Annotated in this window: 24 protein-coding genes, 2 pseudogenes and 2 other annotated features; of the genes and pseudogenes, 25 read left to right on the top strand and 1 reads right to left on the bottom strand. The window is 28.5% G+C overall.

What is annotated here, in order from left to right:
- The first annotated feature begins 97 nt into the window (after positions 1–97).
- Positions 98–292: an alpha/beta-type small acid-soluble spore protein gene (locus AGR56_RS03110; protein ID WP_053241101.1), complete on the top strand. Its 195-nt coding sequence runs from the start codon at positions 98–100 to the stop codon at positions 290–292.
- Between the two features lie 88 nt (positions 293–380).
- On the opposite strand, the gene AGR56_RS03105 is transcribed toward AGR56_RS03110, so the two are convergent.
- Positions 381–1,079, bottom strand: coding sequence for a DUF6873 family GME fold protein (locus AGR56_RS03105; RefSeq protein ID WP_053241100.1), 699 nt, complete (start codon positions 1,077–1,079; stop codon positions 381–383).
- A gap of 179 nt (positions 1,080–1,258) precedes the next feature.
- Between AGR56_RS03105 and AGR56_RS19295 the strand changes: the two genes are divergently transcribed.
- The 24 genes and pseudogenes from AGR56_RS19295 (at position 1,259) to AGR56_RS03005 (ending at position 20,344) form a co-directional block, all read left to right on the top strand.
- Positions 1,259–1,639 (top strand): hypothetical protein, encoded by a 381-nt coding sequence (locus AGR56_RS19295; protein WP_084756845.1) that lies wholly within the window; start codon positions 1,259–1,261, stop codon positions 1,637–1,639.
- Complete coding sequence (locus AGR56_RS19290) at positions 1,636–2,106, top strand: putative sporulation protein YtxC (protein ID WP_084756844.1); 471 nt, start codon at positions 1,636–1,638, stop codon at positions 2,104–2,106. Before AGR56_RS19295 ends, AGR56_RS19290 begins: the two co-directional genes overlap by 4 nt.
- A gap of 120 nt (positions 2,107–2,226) precedes the next feature.
- Positions 2,227–2,458: a binding site (T-box leader), on the top strand.
- 59 nt (positions 2,459–2,517) lie between these two features.
- Positions 2,518–4,431: a threonine--tRNA ligase gene (thrS, locus tag AGR56_RS03095; RefSeq protein ID WP_053241099.1), complete on the top strand. Its 1,914-nt coding sequence runs from the start codon at positions 2,518–2,520 to the stop codon at positions 4,429–4,431.
- 38 nt (positions 4,432–4,469) lie between these two features.
- Positions 4,470–4,585, top strand: a sequence feature (ribosomal protein L20 leader region).
- A 35-nt stretch (positions 4,586–4,620) separates the two neighbouring features.
- Positions 4,621–5,148: a translation initiation factor IF-3 gene (gene infC, locus AGR56_RS03090; RefSeq protein WP_053241098.1), complete on the top strand. Its 528-nt coding sequence runs from the start codon at positions 4,621–4,623 to the stop codon at positions 5,146–5,148.
- 19 nt (positions 5,149–5,167) lie between these two features.
- A complete protein-coding gene (gene rpmI / locus AGR56_RS03085; protein ID WP_053241097.1) occupies positions 5,168–5,365 on the top strand; it encodes a 50S ribosomal protein L35 in 198 nt (65 codons plus the stop codon).
- Between the two features lie 30 nt (positions 5,366–5,395).
- Positions 5,396–5,755: a 50S ribosomal protein L20 gene (gene rplT, locus AGR56_RS03080; RefSeq protein WP_053241096.1), complete on the top strand. Its 360-nt coding sequence runs from the start codon at positions 5,396–5,398 to the stop codon at positions 5,753–5,755.
- Positions 5,756–5,827: 72 nt separating this feature from the next.
- Positions 5,828–6,630 (top strand): annotated as a pseudogene (locus AGR56_RS03075) (RNA methyltransferase).
- A 579-nt stretch (positions 6,631–7,209) separates the two neighbouring features.
- Positions 7,210–8,229: pseudogene (gene pheS, locus AGR56_RS03070) on the top strand (phenylalanine--tRNA ligase subunit alpha).
- A gap of 17 nt (positions 8,230–8,246) precedes the next feature.
- On the top strand, positions 8,247–10,625 hold the full coding sequence (pheT, locus tag AGR56_RS03065) for a phenylalanine--tRNA ligase subunit beta (RefSeq protein WP_053241095.1): 2,379 nt from the start codon (positions 8,247–8,249) through the stop codon (positions 10,623–10,625).
- A 170-nt stretch (positions 10,626–10,795) separates the two neighbouring features.
- Positions 10,796–11,200, top strand: a complete 405-nt coding sequence (locus AGR56_RS19990) for a cell division protein ZapA (RefSeq protein WP_157055648.1) — start codon at positions 10,796–10,798, stop codon at positions 11,198–11,200.
- A 47-nt stretch (positions 11,201–11,247) separates the two neighbouring features.
- Positions 11,248–11,439: a hypothetical protein gene (locus AGR56_RS19985; protein ID WP_157055647.1), complete on the top strand. Its 192-nt coding sequence runs from the start codon at positions 11,248–11,250 to the stop codon at positions 11,437–11,439.
- Positions 11,440–11,537: 98 nt separating this feature from the next.
- Positions 11,538–12,680 (top strand): aminotransferase class V-fold PLP-dependent enzyme, encoded by a 1,143-nt coding sequence (locus AGR56_RS03055; RefSeq protein ID WP_053241094.1) that lies wholly within the window; start codon positions 11,538–11,540, stop codon positions 12,678–12,680.
- A 1-nt stretch (position 12,681) separates the two neighbouring features.
- Positions 12,682–13,581 carry a hypothetical protein gene (locus AGR56_RS03050; protein ID WP_053241093.1) on the top strand — a complete coding sequence of 300 codons (900 nt, stop codon included), beginning with the start codon at positions 12,682–12,684 and terminating at the stop codon, positions 13,579–13,581.
- 7 nt (positions 13,582–13,588) lie between these two features.
- Positions 13,589–13,777, top strand: coding sequence for a hypothetical protein (locus AGR56_RS03045; RefSeq protein WP_157055646.1), 189 nt, complete (start codon positions 13,589–13,591; stop codon positions 13,775–13,777).
- A gap of 18 nt (positions 13,778–13,795) precedes the next feature.
- Entirely contained in the window at positions 13,796–14,074 is a 279-nt protein-coding gene (locus AGR56_RS03040; protein ID WP_053241091.1) for a DUF3343 domain-containing protein, read from the top strand.
- Between the two features lie 109 nt (positions 14,075–14,183).
- The gene (locus tag AGR56_RS03035; protein ID WP_053241090.1) at positions 14,184–14,939 is read left to right on the top strand and encodes a glycosyltransferase family A protein; all 756 of its coding nucleotides are present in this window, start codon (positions 14,184–14,186) and stop codon (positions 14,937–14,939) included.
- A 12-nt stretch (positions 14,940–14,951) separates the two neighbouring features.
- Entirely contained in the window at positions 14,952–15,098 is a 147-nt protein-coding gene (locus tag AGR56_RS22540) for a glycosyltransferase (protein WP_278279564.1), read from the top strand.
- Between the two features lies 1 nt (position 15,099).
- A complete protein-coding gene (locus AGR56_RS03030) occupies positions 15,100–15,672 on the top strand; it encodes a glycosyltransferase family 2 protein (RefSeq protein WP_278279563.1) in 573 nt (190 codons plus the stop codon).
- An 89-nt stretch (positions 15,673–15,761) separates the two neighbouring features.
- Complete coding sequence (locus AGR56_RS03025) at positions 15,762–16,835, top strand: DegT/DnrJ/EryC1/StrS family aminotransferase (protein WP_053241089.1); 1,074 nt, start codon at positions 15,762–15,764, stop codon at positions 16,833–16,835.
- 51 nt (positions 16,836–16,886) lie between these two features.
- On the top strand, positions 16,887–17,684 hold the full coding sequence (locus AGR56_RS03020; protein WP_053241088.1) for a hypothetical protein: 798 nt from the start codon (positions 16,887–16,889) through the stop codon (positions 17,682–17,684).
- Positions 17,677–18,495: a glycosyltransferase gene (locus AGR56_RS03015; protein WP_053241087.1), complete on the top strand. Its 819-nt coding sequence runs from the start codon at positions 17,677–17,679 to the stop codon at positions 18,493–18,495. Before AGR56_RS03020 ends, AGR56_RS03015 begins: the two co-directional genes overlap by 8 nt.
- A gap of 138 nt (positions 18,496–18,633) precedes the next feature.
- The gene (locus AGR56_RS21195; RefSeq protein ID WP_242851274.1) at positions 18,634–19,086 is read left to right on the top strand and encodes a glycosyltransferase family 2 protein; all 453 of its coding nucleotides are present in this window, start codon (positions 18,634–18,636) and stop codon (positions 19,084–19,086) included.
- Positions 19,087–19,184: 98 nt separating this feature from the next.
- Complete coding sequence (locus AGR56_RS21190; RefSeq protein ID WP_242851273.1) at positions 19,185–19,520, top strand: hypothetical protein; 336 nt, start codon at positions 19,185–19,187, stop codon at positions 19,518–19,520.
- Between the two features lie 32 nt (positions 19,521–19,552).
- A complete protein-coding gene (locus AGR56_RS03005; RefSeq protein ID WP_242851272.1) occupies positions 19,553–20,344 on the top strand; it encodes a glycosyltransferase in 792 nt (263 codons plus the stop codon).
- Positions 20,345–20,427 lie beyond the last annotated feature (83 nt).

Raw genomic sequence — 20,427 nt, 5'->3', positions numbered from 1 at the left:
ATATTTCATTTAATTTAATAGCGTATTTTTTGCTAAAATGGAGCAAACTTATATCGTAATGAAAATTACAAATATTTATTAAGAGGAGGAGTTAACTATGTCATCAAGAAACAGTAATTTAGTACCTGAAGCAAGAGAAGGATTAGATAAATTTAAAATGGAAGCAGCAAAGGAAGTTGGAGTAAATCTTAAACAAGGATACAATGGAGATCTTACTTCAAGAGAAAATGGTTCAGTTGGTGGCCAGATGGTTAAAAAAATGGTTCAAAGTTATGAAAATGGCTTAAAATAATTAAAAAATATTAAAAAATTTAAGATGATTTTGTCAATAAAGGCCGATATGACTTGTTGTCATATCGGTTTTATTTTAATGCTTTGTTTTAAAAATATAATATGCTTCCCCTATCTATTAGTTTACTATCTCTCAAATAAAGTGGCTTTAAGTTATACTTTTTTATAAAGGAAAGTACTTCAGCTCCATATTTGTAATTTTCTAAATTACCGTAAAAGGCTATGGTGTTGTTATCTAAAATACCGCAAGTGCCTCCAATAAATCCGTAGTCGAAATTAGTGAGTTCAATATCACCATTAGGTAAAAGAAGAACATCTAGTCCATTTTTGCTTGCAGCTTGTGATATTCCAGTGTCACTAGTAATTATAGCATTATCGCTTATTATTGCTGTAGAGCATTTTGTATAACCTTGCTTTACGTTAATTAAAGATTTATAAGAAATTTTTTTATAAAGATTATCATCAGTATATTTAAGGTTATGTATAAAAAAGTTTTTTAAATTTACAGCATTGAGTATGATATCATAAGGATATTTGTTTTTAACATCATTTTTAGATTTTATTATATTTAGGTTTAGTTCTTTAAGCTGTTTAATAAACTCGTAAGGCATATTTTTATATACAACAGCAGTATTACTGTTGAGCATACATAATTGAATATCGGGATGACCAGAAATCGCATTATATACGTCTTTGCATGGAGGGACGGTTAATACGTTATATCCATTTTCTAATAGTACATTCTTTTCTTTTATATCTATTCGATAGTCTACAATTACATTTTTCAAATAAAACACCTCCATAAGATTATAGTATAGATAGATTTTAGTTACAAACTAAATAAAATTTTATAGTATTTGACCAATCTTTAAAAGCTGTGAAATCAAAAAAATAATTAAAATTTTTTATAAGGGTGTATAGACTTAAATTTTAAACACATACTAACATTACGAAAGGAGTGCTGAAAATGCTTCTTGAAACTGTAGTATATAATGATAATTTGGATAATATAATAAGCAATATAAATGAAATTAAATATACTTTTGAGAACAGTGATATAACTATTGGAATATCAGAAAGTGTAGAAAATAATTTACATTATGTTAAAATAATATGCAGTGATAAAGATTATAATGAAAAGATAAAAAGTAAATTTTACGTATATTTTAGTGAAGAACTATATAAGTACATTGCCAATGAGTTTTGCAAAAACAAATTAATGAGTTTAGTTAAGGATTCTTACTTTTTTTTAAATGCTGATGAAATTGATGATGTATGTAAAAGATGTAGTGATATTATATTAAATTATACAGTTATCAATGATAAAATATTTCTTATATTAATATGATAAACAGCATAATAAATAAGATTATTGAGTGCATAAAAGAAAATGATGAAATAAATATAAATGGATTTACAACTTTTAGAATGAAGAACATAGAGAAAGATTTCTCTGATATTATAGATAAAGTTATAGAAAATTATATGGTTGAAAAAGAGTATGATGAATTTATAAAGCTTTTAAAATATTTTGTTGATATACAAGACAGTAAAGTTGATGAACTTAATATATACGTTGATAAAGAAGGAAAATACTTGCTCCAAGACATGAATGGAAATAATGTAGAAAATAAAATGATAGATGAATTATGTGATGTAAATGTTAATGGGGTAAACGTAGATGATGTGCTTATAAGTGGATTAATAACACTTTCCCCTAAAAAAATAGTTATACACTGTAAAGAAAGTTTTAATAATAAGGAAATTATTCAAACTATATTAAATGTATTTGAAAATAAAGTTTTTTTTCTGTGATGATTGTAAAATGTGCAGAAAACTAAAAAATAGCTTGATTAGACAATGATTGGAAAGCATATTGACTTATAATAATTTTTGTAATATAATATGCATAACATCTAGATGTTATGCATATAGTTAAAGATTATGATAAGGAAAAGTAAACAAATTACAGTTAAAAGAGATAGAAATCCAAGGCTGAAAGATTTCTTTGATATGAGTTGTTGAAAACCACCTTAGAGTTATATGCTGAACTAAGTAAGCATTTTCGCATATCTGCGTTATGGATTTGAGTGAAAGGTAATACAGGAAAGCATTTGTATTGTACTGCCTTTAAATTGGGTGGAAACACGGTAAGCTCGTCCCATATGGGGATGTGCTTTATTTTTTTTGCAAAAATAAATAAATTTATAATTAGGAGGAAAAAACATGATAAAAGTAACACTTAAAGATGGAAAAGTAATGGAATTTGAAAATCCTGTTACTGCTGCTGAAGTTGCAAAAGCAATAAGCCCTAGTTTATATAAAAAAGCAATTTCAGTTAGAATTAATGGCAAAAGGGATGAATTAATGACAACCATTAATGAAGATAGTAACCTTGAAATACTAACTTTTGATGATGAAGATGGAAAATGGACTTTAAGACATACTGCTTCACATATACTTGCGCAGGCAATAAAAAGGTTGTATCCAAATGTTAAATTAGCTATAGGACCGGCAATAGCAGATGGATTCTATTATGACTTTGATGCTGATTTTTCATTTACAGAAGAAATGTTCCCTAAAATAGAAAAAGAAATGGAAAGAATAATAAAACAAAATATAAAACTTGAAAGATTTGAACTTCCAAGAGAAGAAGCAATAAAATTTATGGAAGAAAAGGAAGAACCTTATAAGGTTGAACTTATAAAGGATTTGCCAGAAGGCGAGACTATTTCTTTCTATAAACAGGATGATTTTACAGACCTTTGTGCAGGCCCTCATGTTGAATCTACTGGAAAAGTAAAAGTTATTAAGATTCTTTCAGTTGCAGGTGCTTACTGGAGAGGAAATGAAAAAAACAAGATGCTTCAGAGAATATACGCAACAGCATTTACTAAAAAAGAGGATTTAGATGCTTATCTTAATATGCTTGAAGAAGCTAAAAAAAGAGATCATAGAAAAATAGGTAAAGAACTTGATTTGTTTAGTATACATGAAGAAGGTCCGGGATTTCCATTTTTCCATCCAAAGGGAATGGTTGTAAGAAATATTCTTGAAAACTATTGGAGAGAAGTTCATACTAAGGCAGGATATGATGAAATAAGAACTCCTATTATTTTGAATGAAGAATTATGGCATCAATCAGGGCATTGGGATCATTATAAAGAAAACATGTATTTTACTAAAATTGATGATGAGGATTATGCTATAAAGCCAATGAACTGTCCAGGTTCAATTCTTGTATATAAAAATGGAATTCATTCTTACAGAGAACTTCCAATAAGACTAGGAGAACTTGGTCTTGTTCATAGACATGAAAAATCAGGAGCACTTCACGGACTTATGAGAGTAAGATGTTTTACTCAGGATGATGCTCATATATTCATGACAAGAGAACAAATTACCGAAGAAATATTGGGAGTAGTTAAACTTATAGATTCCTTTTATAAAGTGTTTGGATTTGAATACTATGTAGAACTTTCTACTAGACCAGAAGATTCTATGGGAAGCGATGAAGATTGGGAAATAGCTACAAATGGCCTTATTAATGCTCTTAAAGCTGCAAATCTTGATTATAAGGTAAACGAAGGAGACGGAGCTTTCTATGGACCTAAAATTGATTTCCACTTAAAAGATTGTATAGGAAGAACTTGGCAGTGCGGTACTATACAGCTTGACTTGCAGATGCCTGAAAGATTCGATCTTAATTATGTTGGTGCTGATGGTGAAAAGCATAGGCCAGTTATGGTTCATAGAGTTGTATTTGGAAGTATAGAAAGATTTATAGGAATATTAATAGAACATTATGCAGGGGCATTTCCAACATGGCTTGCTCCAGTGCAGGTTAGAGTTCTCAATATAACAGATACACAAGCTCAATATGTTGATCGTATAGTAGAACAGCTTAAAGATGCAGGGATAAGAGTTGAGAAGGATATAAGAAATGAAAAGATAGGATATAAAATAAGAGAAGCTCAACTTCAAAAAATACCTTATATGATTGTTATTGGAGATAAAGAAATGAATGAAGGTTCTGTAGCTGTTAGAAGTAGAAAAGATGGCGATTTAGGAGCTATGAATTTAGATGATTTCATATTTAAAATTAATGCTGAAGTTAAACAAAAAATAAATTCATTATAATGTTTGACAAATTATAATACTAATGATATAATAAATTCTGTGTTAAGTAGGAACTAGCCGTTTCTCACCTTGCAGCACAGCTAGTAAGGTTATATATGTTAATTATTGTTTAGTATATTACAGAACGGCTTTTTGACCGTTCTGTTTTTATTTTAATGTTGATATTTTAATATTACATAGTTTTCGGAGGTGAAAGTCATAAGTAAGAATAAAAATTTTCTTGTAAATGGAGAAATAAGGGAAAAGCAAGTTAGAGTTATAGGTGATGATGGTTCGCAATTGGGTGTTATAAATACACGTGATGCTTTAAAAATAGCAGAAGAAAAAGAACTTGATTTAGTAGTTATATCGCCTACTGCAGTTCCTCCAGTTTGTAGAATAATGGACTTTGGTAAGTTCGTATATGAACAAACTAAAAAGGAAAAAGAAAACAAGAAGAATCAAAAAGTAGTCAACATTAAGGAAATAAGATTAAGTGCAACTATTGAAGAACATGATATTGAAATTAAAGCAAACAATGCTTCTAAGTTTTTGAGTGCTGGAGATAAAGTAAAGGTTACAGTACGTTTCAAAGGAAGACAAAATGATTATTCCTTTAAAGGAAATGGTATTTTAAATAATTTCTTTAGTAAAGTTGAAGAAGTTGCTGTAATTGAAAAACCAGCAAAATTAGAAGGTAGGAATATGACAATGGTACTAGCACCTAAAAAAGCATAGAAATAGGAGGAGATACATTATGCCAAAAATGAAGACTAATAGAGCAGCTGCTAAAAGATTTAAGCTTACTGGAACTGGAAAGTTAAAAAGAGCTAAGGCTTTTAAGAGTCATATATTGACAAAAAAATCTGCAAAAACTAAGAGAAATTTAAGAAGTGCTACTTATGTATCAGAGACACAAGAAAAAACAATGAAAAAGTTGTTACCATACCTATAGTAGGAAAGGTTTTTAAGGAGGTTTACTAAAATGGCTAGAGTAAAAAGGGCGGTTAATGCTCGTAAATATCATAAGAAAATATTAAAGCTTGCTAAAGGATACTATGGTGGTAAGAGCAAGTTATTTAAAACAGCAAACGAAACTGTTATAAGAGCACTTAGAAATGCTTATGTTGGTAGAAGATTAAAAAAGAGAGATTTTAGAAAACTTTGGATAGCTAGAATAAATGCTGCTACAAGAGTAAATGGTCTTTCTTATTCAAAATTCATGAATGGAATCAAACTTGCTGGAATAGGCATGAATAGAAAAATGCTTTCAGAAATAGCTATAAATGATCCAAAAGCTTTTTCTGAATTAGTTGAAATAGCAAAAAAACAAATTAGTGCTTAATTAAAGTGCAGCCACAGGGCTGCATTTTTGCTAATTATACCAAACTCCATAAAAATAAAAGGGCTTGATGATATGGAAGTAATAAAAAGTAAAGAAAATAGTCTCATAAAAGAAGTAAAAAAGTTAAAAGAGAAAAAATACAGAGATTTAAATGAAAGTTTCTTAATAGAAGGATTTAGATTTGTAGAAGAAGCTCTCAAATCTAATTTTGAAGTGAAATATGTGTTCATTTGTGAGAGACAAAAAGAAAAATTTGAGAAATTAGGGTTTGAGGGTTTAATACATAAAAGTACTAAAAGTTTTATGGTTTCAGATAGTGTTTTAAATGCTATAAGTAGCACGGAGACACCTCAAGGCATAGTTGCTGTAGTTAAAAATAGAATAAGTGATATACAAATTAAAAATGGTTTTTATGTGCTCATAGATAAGGTGCAGGACCTGGAAACATGGGAACGATAATAAGAAGTGCAAATGCATCAGGAGCGCTTGGTGTAATAATTACAAAAGGGACTGTGGATACATACAATAATAAAACTTTAAGATCAACCATGGGATCTATATTTAAAATTCCAATTATTTTTGAAGATGCTAGCTTCGATATAGTAAAAAAATTAAAGAAAAATAATTTTAAATTAATAACAAGTTCTCTTAATACCGATTATAATTTTTATGATATAGATTTGACAGATAAAGTTATAATTGCAGTTGGAAATGAAGGAAACGGAATAAGTAATGAAGTATTAGAACTTGGTAATATTAGCGTGAAAATACCTATGCCTGGAAATGCTGAATCCTTAAATGTTGGGGTTGCTGCTTCTATAATGATGTTTGAAGCTGTAAGGCAGATTAAGATGAAAAAATTATGTTTTAAATAAATGCAAAAGTCAACACTTATTTAAAGCAAATCTAATAAAAAGCTTGAAAAATATAAAATTGGTGTTATAATACATATTAAAAGTTAAAATATACGAAATTTTGATAGAGAGAGTAAATTTAAAATAGCTTTAAGGGAGAAAAGATCACTGACTGAAAGTCTTTTTAAGCAATTTTTATTTTGAAGTTCACTCTGGAGTTCTGTTTGGGAAATATGTTTATAAAGGGTTATCAAGGTGAAGCTTAATTTATACATGTTCCAAGATGCTAAGTTTCATGGCATTATGGTGTGTATATGTAAATTAATAGTTGAGCTGGTGTAATCTCATAGAGTAGCAAACAGCGGTAGTTCCGTTAAAGAATCAAGTGGGTTTATCCAATTTGGGTGGTACCGCGGAGTTATTCCGTCCCTTTTTATTTAGGGGGCGGTTTTTTTATATTTTAATTTCCAAAAAGTTATAAAGGGCAATCAAGGTGAAACTTAATTTATACATGTTTGAAAATGACAATTTCCAAGGAATTATGATGCATATATGAATTAATAGTTGAACTGATTTCACTAGGAAGGGAGAAAATATTTTATGAAAGAAAAATTAGAAGCAATAAAAAATAGCGCTCTTGAAGATTTAAAAAAAGCTATTAGTAAAACTGAAATTGAAAACATAAGAGTAAAATATCTTGGAAAGAAGGGGGAACTTACTCAAATACTCAGAGGAATGGGAAGCTTAAGTGCTGAGGAAAGACCTGTAGTTGGAAAATTAGCTAATGAAATAAGAAGCAGTCTCGAAGGTTTTATATCAGAAACTTCAAATAAAATAAAAAAAGCGGAAAAAGAAAACAAATTAAAGGATGAAGTTATAGATATATCTATGCCAGGTAAAAAAAGTTTATAGGGCACAGACATCCAACAGATTTAACGTTAAAAGCAATTGAAAGTATATTTATGGATATGGGTTTTGTAATTGAAGAAGGTCCTGAAGTAGAATATGATAAGTATAATTTTGAAATGTTGAATATACCTAAGAATCATCCAGCAAGAGGAGAGCAGGATACGTTTTATATAAATGATGATATGGTTTTAAGAACACAAACCTCACCAGTACAAGTAAGAACTATGCTTAATGAGAAACCTCCTATAAAAATGATTTCACCTGGAAAGGTTTATCGTTCTGATGCTGCAGATGCAACTCACTCACCAATATTTTATCAAGTTGAAGGATTAGTTATAGATAAGGGAATTAGATTCTCCGATTTAAAAGGGACGCTTGAAATGTTTGCAAAGAAAATGTTTGGAGAAAATACAAAAATGAAATTTAGACCACATCATTTTTCCATTCACTGAACCATCTGCTGAAGCTGATGTTACATGCTTTGCCTGTGGAGGAAAGGGATGCAGAGTATGTAAAGGAGAAGGCTGGATAGAATTATGGGGCTGCGGAATGGTCCACCCTAATGTCTTAAGAAACTGCGGAATAGATCCTGAAGTTTACAGTGGATTTGCATTTGGTCTTGGACTTGATAGAATAGTTATGTTAGATCATCATATTGATGATATTAGACAACTTTATGAAAGTGATATGAGATTTTTGAATCAATTTTAGAGGAGGATTAGAAGAATATGAAAGTACCTTATAAATGGCTTAAAGATTACGTAGATGTTGATATAAATGCAAAAGAACTTGGAGATATACTTACTCTTTCTGGTTCAAAACTTGAAGAAGTAATAACAAGTGGAGAGGAAATGCAAAATGTAGTTACTGGTAAAATACTAAAAATAGAGCCTCATCCTGATGCAGAAAAATTAGTTGTATGTCAGGTTGAAGTTGGAAAAGAGGAACCAATACAAATAGTTACAGGAGCTAATAACATGTCAGAAGGGGATATAGTACCTGTGGCTCTTCATGGTTCAACACTTCCTGGAGGAGTTAAAATAAAAAAGGGTAAATTAAGAGGAATAGTATCTAATGGAATGATGTGTTCAGCAGAAGAAATAGGGGTGACAGAAGAAAATCCAGTACATGGTCTTATGATTTTAGATAAAGATACAAAAGTAGGAAAAGATATAAAAGATGTTCTGGGACTTGACAATCCTGTTTTAGATTTTGAAATAACTTCGAACAGACCAGATTGCTTAAGCATAATTGGTATGGCTAGAGAAACAGCAGCAACACTTAATATTAAATATAGAAAACCTAAATTTGATTTTAATGAAACAGCAGAAAATAATATTAAAGATAAATTAACTGTTGAAGTTAAGGATAAACTTTGCAAGAGATATATGGCACGTGTTGTTAAAAATATAAAAATAGAGCCTTCACCAGCATGGATGCAGGAAAGACTTACTCTTGCAGGTGTAAGACCAATAAACAATATAGTTGATATAACTAATTTTGTTATGATTGAGCTTGGTCAGCCAATGCATGCTTTTGATAAGAGAATGATAAGTTCAAATAAGATAGTAGTTGAAAGAGCTAAAGAAGGAGAAAAGTTTACAACTTTAGATGGAACTGAAAGAACTTTAAGTAAAAATCAGCTTATGATAAAAAATGGAGATAAAAGTGTTGCTATTGCTGGAATAATGGGAGGTTTAAACTCAGAGGTAACAGAAGATACAAATGAAATAATATTTGAATCAGCTAACTTTGATGGAACTAATATAAGAGTATCTTCTCAAAAATTAGCACTTAGAACTGAAGCATCTGGAAGATATGAAAAAGACCTTGATCCTAATCTTTGTGAAGAAGCTTTAAATAGAGCATGTAATTTAATACAGGAACTTAACGCAGGAGAAATTGCAGAAGGCGTTACAGATATATATCCTGAAAAGATTACAGAACACTATGTTGAAGTAGATTATAAATGGATAAATGAATTTTTAGGAACAAAACTTTCTAAAGAAGAGATGAAGGGATATTTAGATAGATTAGAACTTGATACTGAAATAAATGGTGATATACTTAAGGTACTGTCTAGAACTTTTAGAAGTGACATAAATATAAGAGAAGATATTGCAGAAGAAGTTGCTAGAATACATGGTTATAATGTCATTGATTCTACAGTTATACAGTCACCAAGTATAAGGATGGGAAAAAGTAGGAAGCAAATAATAAAAGATATGGTTGTTGAAAGTTTACTTGCTTCAGGACTAAATGAATCTATAAGTTATTCATTTATAAGCCCTAAAGTTTTTGATAAAATTCTTATTCCAAAAGATAGTGAGCTTAGAAATGTTGTTAAAATAAGAAATCCATTAGGAGAAGATTTTAGTGTAATGAGAACTACTACTCTTCACTCAATGATGGAAGCTCTTCAGAGAAATTACAGCAGAAGTAATGAATTTGCAAGATTGTTTGAAATTGGAAAAGTTTACATACCAGCTTCAAATGAATGTAAAATTCCAGAAGAAAAAAATGTGATAACTGTAGGTATGTACGGAAACGTAGATTATTTTGATCTAAAAGGTGTAATTGAGAATTTGCTAGAAATACTTGGAATAGAAAATGTATCATATGTTAGAGAAAGTGAAAATCCAACTTTCCATCCAGGTAAAACTGCTTCAGTTATGCTTAAAAATAAATGTCTTGGTATTATGGGAGAAATACATCCAGATGTAGCTGAAAACTATGGTGTTGAGGAAAGATGTTATATAGCAGAGATGAATCTTGACGAACTCATAGAAAATACATCAATCACTAAAGAATACAAGCCAATTCCTAAATTTCCAGCTGTAACAAGGGATATAGCAGTTCTTGTTGATGAAAATATATTAGTGCAGCAAATTGAAGATATAATAAAAAGACAAGGCAGCAGCATACTTGAAAGTTATAAGCTCTTTGATGTTTATAAGGGGAAACAAGTTCCAGAAGGTAAAAAGAGTGTAGCATACTCGATTACTTATAGAGATGAAAATAAAACACTTACAGAAAAAGAAGTTGAAAAAGTTCACAATAAAATTGTAAATACTCTTGAACATTTAATTGGTGCAGAATTAAGATAATAATAAGAAAGTGAAAGTGTTATAAAATTACTTTCACTTTCTTATTTTCCAATACTTAATTATGTGTTAAAATAGTTATAAAAGACTTTTCAGATATATAGTTTTTAAAAAGTTAAGTTTCATGTACTAAGTAAAGAGTTTAACTATATATAGAATTGAAGGTGTTATATATGAATTTAATTACCATAAAAATAAATGGTATGGAATATTGTTTAAGAGGAGAAGAAAAAGAAGAGTACTTAAGGACAGTAGAAAAATATGTTGATAAGAAAATTAAAAATATAATAGAAAATAATGAAAAGTTAAGTACAGCAGATGCTGCTATTTTGACTGCACTGAATGTGGCAGATGATATGTTTAAGACTGGCTATGAAAATGATGAATTAATTGACAAAATTGAAATTTATAAGAAGCGAGAAAGTGATTTGAAAATCGAGCTTCAAAAAGCAAGAGATGAAATTGGACAAATAAAGAAAAAAAATCAGATTGAATATAATAAACTAAATGAAAAGTTGTTAAAGTCTAATAATGAAAAAAATGAACTTTTGACTGAGGTCAAGGAACTTAAGGTTTAAAAGGAAAAGATACACAAGTAGAAGAACTTACAGAACAGCTTGCAATTATGGAAAACGAAATAAAGAAGTACAAGGGTATGTATGATAAAGTTTCTAGGGAAAATAAGGATCTTAAGTTTACAATACATAGTTTAAAGTATAAGGTTATAGATTTAGAAAATAAGTACCTTGAAAATCAAATAGATTTAGCAAAGACAAGAAAACAAATTGCTGAAAGTCTAAAGGAAAATGCAAAATGATAAAAGCCTATTCAAATGAGTAGGTTTTTTATTTTTTGGTGTTAATGTTGATATTATTTTCATAAGATAGAATGAATAATTATTTTAGGTGGGTTATTATGATATATCTTGATAATGCTGCAACTACTTTTCCAAAACCAGATACGGTTTATGAAGCAGTTATAGAATGTATGAAAAATTATGCTGCAAATCCAGGAAGAGGTTCATACGATATGGCTGTTAAGGCGGCTAAAAAAGTAATGGACACAAGGGAAGAAATTGCTAAACTATTTAATGTACCAAATTTATTTGATATAATTTTTACATCAAATGCTACAGAAGGACTTAATATAGGGATAAAAGGTATACTCAAAAGAGGAGATCATGTAATTACTACTGTTATGGAGCATAATTCTGTACTTAGACCTATAAATTATCTTAGGAAAAAATCTGTAAAAAGCAGTATAGTTGGGGCTGATAAGTATGGTTTTGTAAATCCTAAAAACATAGAAGGGCAAATAAGGTCAAGCACAAAAATGATTGTAGTAAATCACGTTTCAAATGTAACTGGAAGTATTCAAGATATAGAAAGAATAGGAGAAATTGCAAAGAAACATGGAATAATTTTTATGGTTGATGTCTCTCAAAGTGCAGGAACTATAGATATAGATGTAGATAAATGCAATATAGATATTATGGCACTTCCAGGACATAAAGGACTTTTGGGACCACAAGGTACAGGAGTATTGTATATAAAAGAAGGTTTAAAGGTTTCAGAGTTTAAAAGTGGAGGAACTGGCAGCAATTCTTATTCAATGCGTCAGCCAGAGTTTCTTCCAGATAAGTTTGAAAGTGGGACATTGAATACTCCAGGTATTGCAGGCTTGTACGCTGGCGTTAAATTTATAAAAGAAACTGGAATACAAAATATAAAAAAACATGAATTTGAACTTACTGAAGCACTTTTAAAAGAATTGAAACTTAGGGATTATATAATTTTGTATGGAAAAGAAAATATGGAAGATAGAAGTGCCGTTGTTTCATTTAATATAGATGGTATAGATAGTTCTGACACTGCGGCTATGCTTAACTCAAAAGGTATAGGAGTTAGAAATGGATACCATTGTGCTCCTTTAGTACATGAGGTTATTGGAACTAAAAATAAGGGAACTGTAAGGATAAGTCTAGGATACTTTAACACTTTTGAGGAAATAGAACAAGTTGTAAAAGCCTTAGATGAAATTCATGGAGGGATAGATTAATATGAAAGATATGGAGGAATGGATAAGGGATTATGGGATTAAAACTGGTATGACATATGAAGAAATTGTAAAAAAAGCATTAGAATTTTACAAAGAAAGCATAGATAGTAATATGAGTATCAGTGATTATAAAGCAGGAAAAGAATTGAGAAGTTTTCTAAATAAAATAAAGGACATATATAGTGGGACCAGCAGTAGAGTTGCTGCTAATATCAAAGGTGAAAATGTATCACAAAATAAAATTAATAATAATAGTAATAGTAGTAATTCTGATTCAAAAACCAAAGTATTACCTAAGGAAGGTCCTAAGATTAGTTGTGAAGTTATAGAAAAATCGGATGAGAAGGAAAGTTACTTAAAAGGAATACAAAATTTAAATCCAGATTTAATGAATATAATATTAAGTGAAAAAACATATGTTTTAAAGATGCTTCAAAATAAGGCTACTTATGCAACCGCTATAATAAGTTTTGAAAAAGATGAAAAAGATTTTCAGCAGTATGCATTCATACATTACGTAGATTTCTCAGATAACAAATATAAGAAACTTTATTCAAATATAGAAAAAGAAATAGTTGAAATAGCTAAAAAAAACAATGTTAATAATATTGATAGAATAGTAAATGGTGAATATATTGAACAATTTAGAAGTATAGGGTATAAGGAAATGTATAAAAACTATAGTATAAAATTGAATATTGAAAATAGCAGATTAAGAGGAATAAACGAATATGAAAAAAATAGCCGAAACCATGTAAGCAGTAAATGTGTACCAATTTTCAAAATGTGTCCTAAGCGTTTTAAAGAAAATGAAGATCCTAATAGTCTGTACAAGTTTTCAACAAGTTACGGTAAGTTTTACGCAAAAATAACTGTAAAAAATGAAAAAATGTTATGCTAAATTGTACTTGGATGAGAACAAAATAAACAGAATAGCATACCTTAAAAATGTATACTACACATTTGTTAATGATTTGTATAAAAATGGAATAAAAATAGTATATACATTAGTAGGTGAAAAGCATATAAATATATTGAAGAGCAACTGTGATGTAGCCATAATAAAGGAATGGACATGGATAAGAAAATCGTTATAAATTTAAGGGGCTGGTATATTGCGTGAAACAAAAGTTTTAGAGAATGAATATCTAGCGGTTTTTAAATCTCAAAATCATGCAATTTATTTATATGGAATATTAGGTAAAAAGGGAATAACAACTAAGATAATTCAAACTCCATGTAAAATTTCTACTTCATGTACTCATAGTATTAGATTTAAGGAAAAATATATGGATACAATAATGGATGAGATAAAAAACAGCGGGATAAAAATAAGAGGTATATATAAAATAACAAATTATAAAGGAAAAAAAGATTATGAAAAAGTTTATTAGATTAAAGATGGTTAAGTACCATCTTTTTTTGTAACAATTTTTTAAAATTACGTATAATGTATACTAGTTAAGGTATATAAGACATTTTAATGATGAGAAGTGATAGAAGATGATATTTAAGATAGAAGATGAAAAAAGATGTATTTTGGATTTGCGTAAAAAATTTCAATATTGTACCAAGCCAGGTGTTTCTATAATAGTTCCAACTAATAAAATAAAGTATATAAAAAATATATTTATGAATTATTTAAGATGCAATTATGAAAATAAAGAATTAATAATAATACTTAACAATAATGAGTTGAATATAGATGACTACATTAAAGAGGCCAGGAAATATGAAAATATTAAGGTATATCAGCTTGATGAAAATATAAGCCTTGGATATTGTATGAATTATGGTGTAGAAGTTTCAAAATATAGTTATATAGCTAAAATTGATGATGATGATTATTATGGTGAAAATTATATTCTAGATGCTGTAAATACTTTTAGATATGTTGATGTTGACATTGTAGGTAAAGCTTCATATTTTATTTACTATGAAAAGTATAATTCTATAGGAATAATGAATGCAGTATACAATAATAAATATACTCCTTATATTGCAGGTTCAACTTTTATTGTAAAAAGAAAAGTATTTGAAAAAGTTAGATTCAGAGATCTAAATTTAGCTGAGGATTCAAGTTTTGTAAATGACTGTATAAAAGCTAATATGAATGTATATTCTGGTAATAGATATAACTATGTTTATGTAAAGCATAAAGAACTATCAGACCATACATGGAAAATAGGGGCTAAGGATTTATATAGAATTACAAAAAAGATAAATTGCAACAATAATTTGAGTATTGTAACAGTATAGAAGGTGAATGCTATGAAGACAAGCATAATTATTTTAACCTATAATGGATTAAAATACTCTAAAAACTGTATAGAGAGTATAAGAAAATATACTGAAAAAGATTATGAAATAATAGTAGTTGATAATAATTCTACTGATGGCACAAAAAATTTGGCTTAGTATGCAAAGGGATATAAAAGTAATATATAATAATGAAAATTTTGGATTTCCAATAGGATGCAATCAAGGGATAAGAGCAGCATGTGGTAATGATATTCTTTTATTGAATAATGATGTTATTGTAACTCCTAATTGGCTTAAAAATTTGAGAAAATGTTTATATAGTAGTAAAAACATAGGAGCTGTAGGACCGATTACAAATAAATGTTCTAATAAACAAAGTATAAATTTAAGATATGATTCAATAAATGACATGATAAAGTGGTGTAAAAAATACAATATATCTAATCCAAGTAAATGGGAAAACAGAAGTAAGCTTGTAGGATTTTGCTTCTTTTTTAAAAGAGAAGTGATTAATAAAATAGGTCTTTTAGATGAGAGATTTTCACCTGGAAATTATGAAGATGATGATTATTCCTTAAGAATTAGGAGGGCTGGTTATAAACTTGTGTTATGTAGAGATACTTTTATATATCATTATGGTGGAGTATCTTTTTTCAGATATGATTACTTAAAGCTTCTTAACATGAATAGAGATAAATTTGAAAAAAATGGGGAGCAAAATATGATGTAATATTTAATGAATATTAATATATATTTGTAAAATGTAAGTATACTTATGCATAACATGTAAGTATGGGATGTGTAAGGAGAGATGAGAATATGATTAATGTAACTAAAACTTATATTCCTTCACTTGATAAATACAATGTCTATTTAAAAAGGATCTTTAGCGGTGGTGTAGTAACAAACAATGGTCAATTTTTAAAAAAGCTTCAAAAGGAATTAGGAGATTATCTTGGAGTTAAAAATATATTGCTAGTTCAAAATGGAACATTGGCGCTGCAAATAGCATATAAGCTTTTAAAACTTACAGGAGATGTAATAACAACACCTTTTACATTTGTAGCTACTGTAAGTAGTCAGGTATGGGAAGGATTAAACCCTAAGTTTGTCGATATTAATAGTGAAACTTTAAATATAGATGAAAAATCAATAGAAAAGAATATAACACCAAAGGTGTCAGGGATTGTTCCAGTTCATGTATTTGGAAATGGATGCGAGGTAGAATATATAGATAAAATTGCCAAAAATTATGGGATTAAAGTTATATATGATGCTGCTCATGCTTTTGGTGTTAAATATAAAAATAAAAGTATACTAAATTATGGTGATATCTCTATAATGAGTTTTCATGCTACTAAAATTTTTCATACTATAGAAGGTGGCGCACTTGTAATTAAGGATGATGAACTTTATAAAAAAGCTTGCCTCATGATTAATTTTGGCATAGATGGAGTAAATAGTATAAGTGAGCTTGGAATAAATGCAAAAATGAATGAATTAGAGGCTGCAATGGGTTTATGTATTTTAGATGATATAGATAAAATAATTGATAATAGAAGAAAAGTATATGAATATTATATGAATCATTTAAAAGGTAATATAATTTTTCAAAAACACAATGAAAAATCTTCGCTTAATTATAGTTACTTTCCAATTATACTAAATAGTGAGGAATGTGTAATTAGAGTGATGAAAATGCTTTCAAGAGAAAATATAAATCCAAGGAGATATTTTTATCCAAGTTTGAGCACTTTATCATATGTCAGAGATAATGCAAATGTACCAGTAGCAAATGATGTATCTAGGAGAATTCTCTGTTTGCCTTTTTATGATTCTATTGAAATTAAGGAACTTAAAACTATAGTAGATATAGTAAATAAAAATATATAAAAATAGATTTGATACGGATTGATTTTAATGTTTTATGGAGGGTAATAAAAGTTGAAGAAAATACCTTGTATCGTTTTAGTTTACTATAATGTTGAAATTATAAAGGAATCGCTAGATTTTTTGCTTAAATGTAGCAATGAACTTGAATTTTTTATAATTGAAAATAAAAGTATAAATACAGAAAACAAAATAAAACCCTATTTAATGAGCCTTTTAAATACAAAGCAAATTTCTATGTATATAGAATTCATGGATAATATAAGTAATAATGCTGTGGAAGAGTTTTTTCAAGCGGATTTAATTGATTTGCATAAATACAAGAATATAGTTATAACAGATGGAGATATAAAAGGTAACTCTTTAGAATGGTTAGATGAAGAAAGAAATATTTTAAACAGGCATAGTGAAGTTTTAGTCTGTGGTGTAGATCTTATAAGTGATAATTTACCCTTGAGGCAATTTAAAGATGCAGTAAATTGGATACCAAAGCCCATAAATATATGCCATGATTATATTGAGTGTCCCACAGGTGCTCATCTATTATTTATGAAAACAGAAGATTTAAGAAAATTTTTAAAGTATATGAATGATAAAAAGTTAAAATTTAGAGACTCTGTAATGTTAGATTATTGTTATAATGTTTTAGGAAAAAGATGGGCAAAAACTAAAGTCAATAAGTTTATTCATTTAACCTGGAATATATATTCTAAGTTAAACAATCCTTATACAAAATACAAACTATCTAAATCACATGATGAATTTTGGAGTCATGATAAATATTGTGATTTTGTTGTGCATACATTAAATAGTGATAAATATATGAAATATAAGGTGATAAAAAATGAATGAAAATATAAAGGTAAGTGTACTTCTTATAACCTATAACAATTCTGAGTTTGTAAAGCAGGCTATTGAAAGCATTTTTATGCAAGTTACTAGTTATAAATTTGAAATTGTTGTAACTGATGACTGTTCTAAGGATTCAACTTTAGAGGTTATAAAACATTATAAAGGCATGTATCCAGAAAAAATAAAGATATTAGATAATAAAAAAAATGTAGGAATAACTAAAAATTATGAAAGAGGATTTAAGGCGTGCAGTGGAGAATACATTGCTCTTTTAGAAGGTGATGATTATTGGGTATCTCCGTATAAACTTCAAATACAAACTGATTTTTTAGATTCTCATAAAGAATATTCGGGAGCACTTAATAGGTACGTAATGTATGATATGGATAGCAATGTATCTAGAAAAACGTATTCCTGTAATAATTTTAAATATATAACTATAAGAACTGAGGATTTGATAAGATCAAATTTAATTGGAAATTTTTCATCATGTATCTACAGAAATGAGGTTATAAAAAGGTTAGACCCAGTGCTTTTTGATATGGAAGTGTATGATTGGATGTTTAATATTGCAATATCTCAAAAAGGACCTATAGCATATTTACCAGAGGTTACTTCTGTTTATAGAATTCACAGTAATGGGGCATGGAATGGAAAAAGTGGAGAGGATAAAATAAAATCAATTATAAAGTCTTGTGATGACTATAATAAATTCTTACGTTACAAGTATAATGATTATTTTTTAGCTAGTAAAGCATCGTATGAAAAGCAGTTACAAGAATTTAATGGTAAGTCTAAAAGTGGGGACTAGAATATTAAAAAGGATATTATGTATCCTTTTTTATTTAATATTGTAAATTATAAAAATCTACTAGCATAACATATAACTATAAGAATAATTTCATAAAGGAATATTTTTGAAATTCAAGGATGAAAAGGTGATAAATGTATGGATAATAATCCTCTTGTAAGTGTGCTTATAGCTACTCATAATAGACCACAATATTTTGAGTTATCTCTTATAAGTGCATTAAGTCAAAGTTATGCAAATATTGAAATAATAATATGTGATGATAGTACAGATTATCGCACAAAAAATATCGTAGAAAAATATATGAAAGTATATAAAAATATTAAGTATTTTTTCAACGGAGGGCAATTGGGTGAACGTGGATTAATTAATATGCACAAATGCTATAGTTTAGCCAATGGTGAATTCATTAATTATTTAAATGATGATGATATATTTGATAGATATAAAATAGAGAAAATGATTCAATGTTTTTATATATATGAAAATATTAAACTAGTGACTTCGCATAGGGGAATTATAGATAAGAATGGGAATTTGCTAGCAGATATTGACGTAACAAAACCGATAGCAAATATGAATCAACTATAGCTGGGCTCCATGCTATAGGAAAATTAATTCTGCAAGGGAATTTTATAGGGGAACCTACTACAGTTTTATTTAGAAAAAGAGATGTAAGTAAGTTTGGATTGTTAAATGGCAGACAATTTTATGCATTAGTTGATATAGCTACATGGATATCTTTACTTTTAACTGGAAACTTTGTGTATATGAGTGATACTTTAAGCTATTTTAGAATACACGAATCACAAAATACTATGTCACAAGAAATAAGAATAAAAATCTTATTGGAATCTTTGATTTTAGTAGATTATGGCTACAGTATAAGTGTTGTTCCTGCAGATTTTTATTCTCGCTTTTATTCTGAGTGGACTTTACTAGTTAAACCTCTTATACCTATAATAACTTCAATTGAATGTTTTAAGCAATACTGGCCACTACTAAAGAAATTAAAAATGATATAAATTTACTATAGGGTGATAATATGAGTTATAAATTGAGTATATTAATAATAACCTATAACCATGAAAAACACATTGAAAAAGCAATTGAAAGTGTGCGAATGCAAAAATTTTTCTATGATTATGAAATTATAGTGGCTGATGATTCTTCGACGGATAATACGGTAAATATAGTTAGTCGATATAAGGCTATATTTGGAGATAAATTAAAAATATTTAGTAACCCTCAAAATTTAGGTATAACTAAGAATTACAAAAGCGCTTTTAGCAAGTGCAGCGGAGATTTTATAGCTGTTTTGGAGGGCGATGATTATTGGAGTAGTGATATGAAGTTAAAACTTCAAATGGATTTTTTAATAAATCATCCAGAATGCTCAATGGTTTTTAACAAAATTATTGCTGCATTTCCTAATAATTTAAATATACCAATACAACAATTTCCTGATAATGTTATGTATTTACTTTTTAATACTTCTGACTTGGTAAAAAATAACTTTATTCAAAATTTTTCGGGCTGCATGTACAGGGCAAGTGTCATCAGAAATATAGATAATTCACTTTATGACATGCTTGTTTATGATTGGATGATAAATATAGTTGTATCACAATATGGATTAATAGGTTATCTGCCGCAGTCAGCGTCTGTTCATCCTATATTAGATTCTGGTACTTGGAGTGGTAGATCAGAATTTGAGCAGCTAAATACTACTTTAAATTGTATAGATAAATACAATAGTTTTCTTGGATATAAGTATAATAAGGAATTTATAGAAAACAAAAGTAAAATCTGTCGTAGGATTAATGAAATTAAAATAAAAGCAATTTAATAACAAATCTATTTTATTGAAATTTATGTGTACCATAGATATCTTAGTGTATAAGGTATCTTGGTACAATTAAACTTTAAATT

Origin of the sequence: Clostridium sp. DMHC 10, from assembly GCF_001270375.1 — a bacterium.
In the GTDB taxonomy this organism is placed as follows: domain Bacteria; phylum Bacillota; class Clostridia; order Clostridiales; family Clostridiaceae; genus Clostridium_S; species Clostridium_S guangxiense.
Note: the sequence above shows the minus strand (reverse complement) of the source record. Positions and strands in the feature narration are given on the sequence as shown.